A 2,500-nucleotide genomic window follows, 5' to 3' on the forward strand; every position below is an offset into this window, starting at 1 on the left:
TATGATTTAAAGCATCTTTGTATTCTTGAACAGTATCTGTTATAAATATACCTTCTTTAAACCAAAATAATTTTACAGGAACCATACTTTTCACATCAAATTTTAATGTAGTATGTCCATCTCCTACAGAAGCTATTATTTTAGATAACTCCATAGTTATTTCTTCATCACTTAAGGTATTTATTAACCGCTTAAGATTATCTATATCCTCATGAAACTTTTCCTTTGATAAACTGAAAAATAAATTTTTGTGTCTTTTAGGAAGTTCTTTTTCTAAATACTCTATAGCCTTAGTCCATCTTGTTTGTGATCTTACATTATCTTCATAATATCCACTAGCCACCACTTCTTCTCCTACAAATAAATGATATGCACTCATACCATGATTTGTGTTATTTATATCTACAATATCAGATTCCTTCTGCGCTGTATATATAATTAAGGCTTTGTCATTATTCTGAGGATTTTGTACTGCAGTAATAAATCTATATGCATTGCCCATATACTCATTTCCATCTATCTTAATTTTTTCTTGTTCAATTTTAAATTGAAAATTATCTTTGTATTTAGAAAGGAGTAAATTTCCTTCCATAGTTCCATAAACAATAACATTATATTCGCTTAAATCCTTATTTAAAGCTTGTTCGTCTGTAATAACATCAATGTTCATATTTAAGTTTTTTTCAAGCATATATTTAATACTAGCAACATATCCTTCTATTTCTTTAATTAAACGCTTCTCATTACTAGGCATAACAATGATTAAATTACCATCAAGTATTGCATCATTAATGTTTCCAATGAATTTACTTTCACTATTAATTACATTACTTTGATCATTAGCTTGATTTTTTGAAATACTACATCCCCCTAAAATAATTGATAAAAATATTGTAGTAATGATAAAAATAATTTTAGTTTTTTTCATACAAATCCCCCCTCATATTCTTTAAACGCTTGACTTATATAAATGTTCATAAAAAAATTTATACAAAAATATAGTTTTTGATATTTACACTATGCTAACCGTATAATCAAATTATTATTTTCATCTACACCTTTTAATGTACCCATTGCAAACTCTTTAGTTTTATTATAGACAATAACTGCTATCCCAATATTTACTCACCATGTTTATTTTACTAAAATTAACATATTATTTATATAGTATGATAGAATATATAGGAATAAATTACATTTTTAAGGAAGGGATGCTATGTCTCCAAAAAAAATACTGCCTATAATTTGCGTTACTCTGCTTATTATTCTTTCATATTTTACAGTTTTGCATAATAGACAAGCTATATCTGAAATCAAACCTGTTCAATATTATGATGAAGTTTTAAAAGATCATAAATTATTGGATAAATTGAAAAATGAATATATTGATATCTTTGCAGGATACTACATTGATGATGAAGGTAAATCTAACTTAAATTTTGTTAAAGGGGCAGATATTACAGAAATTAAAGATTCAATAAGGGATGCAATAAATATTAACTATGTTAAGTTTTCACTAAACTATCTTGAAGAAATTATAGAACTTTTGAACGATAAAATGACGGAATTAGATATAGCTGTTATAGAATTAAATCAGAAAGAGAATAGAGTAGTAGTGTATTTAAAAGATGTAGAAGAAACTAAGATTAATAAAATTAAAGCTATAATAGATTCTTCAGCAATAGAGTTTAAAGAAATGATAGGTAAATTACAGTTAATTAATATTTAATTAACTGCTTTTCATATGTATAGATTATTAGTTTAGCTTGAATTTATGTAATGTAAAACCAAATCACAAATTTTTATAATTCTATAAAAATAAAGACACCCACAATTATGAGTGTCTTTTGGTGATCCACCAGGGAATCGAACCCTGGACACCATGATTAAAAGTCATGTGCTCTACCGACTGAGCTAGTGGATCAAATATATTAAAATAAAATAAAATAAAATAAACCTGGCAACGTCTTACTCTCCCACACCGTCTCCAGTGCAGTACCATCAGCGCAATAGAACTTAACAATCCTGTTCGGAATGGGAAGGTGTGTAACCTCTATGCCATAGTTACCAGATATCTATTCAGTTGAAGGATGTTCCTTCAAAATTGCACAAAGTAAGTTAAGATTAAGTCTTCGATCTATTAGTACTGGTCAGCTACATGTGTTACCACACTTACACCTCCAGCCTATCAACCTTGTGTTCTTCAAGGGATCTTATTGCACTAGGCAGGGAAATCTAATCTTGAGGTGGGCTTCACGCTTAGATGCCTTCAGCGTTTATCCCTTCCCGACATAGCTACCCAGCGGTGCCGCTGACGCGACAACTGGTACACCAGAGGTCAGTCCATCCCGGTCCTCTCGTACTAAGGACAGCTCCTCTCAAATTTCCTACGCCCGCGGCGGATAGGGACCGAACTGTCTCACGACGTTCTGAACCCAGCTCGCGTGCCGCTTTAATGGGCGAACAGCCCAACCCTTGGGACCAGCTACAGCCCCAGGAT

Annotated in this window: 2 protein-coding genes, 1 tRNA gene and 2 rRNA genes (2 of these 5 running past the window's edge); 1 reads left to right on the forward strand and 4 read right to left on the reverse strand. The window is 31.1% G+C overall.

Features of this window, described 5'->3' with window-relative positions:
- Positions 1 to 928 carry the 5' portion of a S41 family peptidase gene (locus tag OW730_RS01215; protein WP_271227353.1) on the reverse strand. Its footprint begins 836 nt before the window's first position, so the window shows 928 of its 1,764 coding nt (coding positions 1–928); it begins with the start codon at positions 926 to 928; its stop codon lies off the left edge, out of view.
- A 288-nt stretch (positions 929 to 1,216) separates the two neighbouring features.
- Here OW730_RS01215 and OW730_RS01220 point away from each other — a divergent pair, with 288 nt between their 5' ends.
- Complete coding sequence (locus OW730_RS01220) at positions 1,217 to 1,729, forward strand: hypothetical protein (RefSeq protein WP_271227354.1); 513 nt, start codon at positions 1,217 to 1,219, stop codon at positions 1,727 to 1,729.
- A gap of 119 nt (positions 1,730 to 1,848) precedes the next feature.
- On the opposite strand, the gene OW730_RS01225 is transcribed toward OW730_RS01220, so the two are convergent.
- The 3 genes from OW730_RS01225 to OW730_RS01235 all read right to left on the reverse strand — a co-directional run.
- Positions 1,849 to 1,924 (reverse strand) — tRNA-Lys (locus OW730_RS01225).
- 31 nt (positions 1,925 to 1,955) lie between these two features.
- Positions 1,956 to 2,072: ribosomal RNA gene (gene rrf, locus OW730_RS01230) — 5S ribosomal RNA — on the reverse strand.
- 48 nt (positions 2,073 to 2,120) lie between these two features.
- Positions 2,121 to 2,500, reverse strand: a 23S ribosomal RNA gene (locus OW730_RS01235) (it continues 2,520 nt past the right edge of the window).

This window comes from Oceanirhabdus sp. W0125-5 (genome assembly GCF_027938815.1).
Lineage (GTDB): Bacteria > Bacillota > Clostridia > Clostridiales > Clostridiaceae > Oceanirhabdus.

What these genes read in the sequence shown, in the direction of transcription:
- OW730_RS01220 (WP_271227354.1), top strand. Translation starts at nt 1,217, where the DNA reads ATGTCTCCAAAAAAAATACTGCCTATAATTTGCGTTACTCTGCTTATT.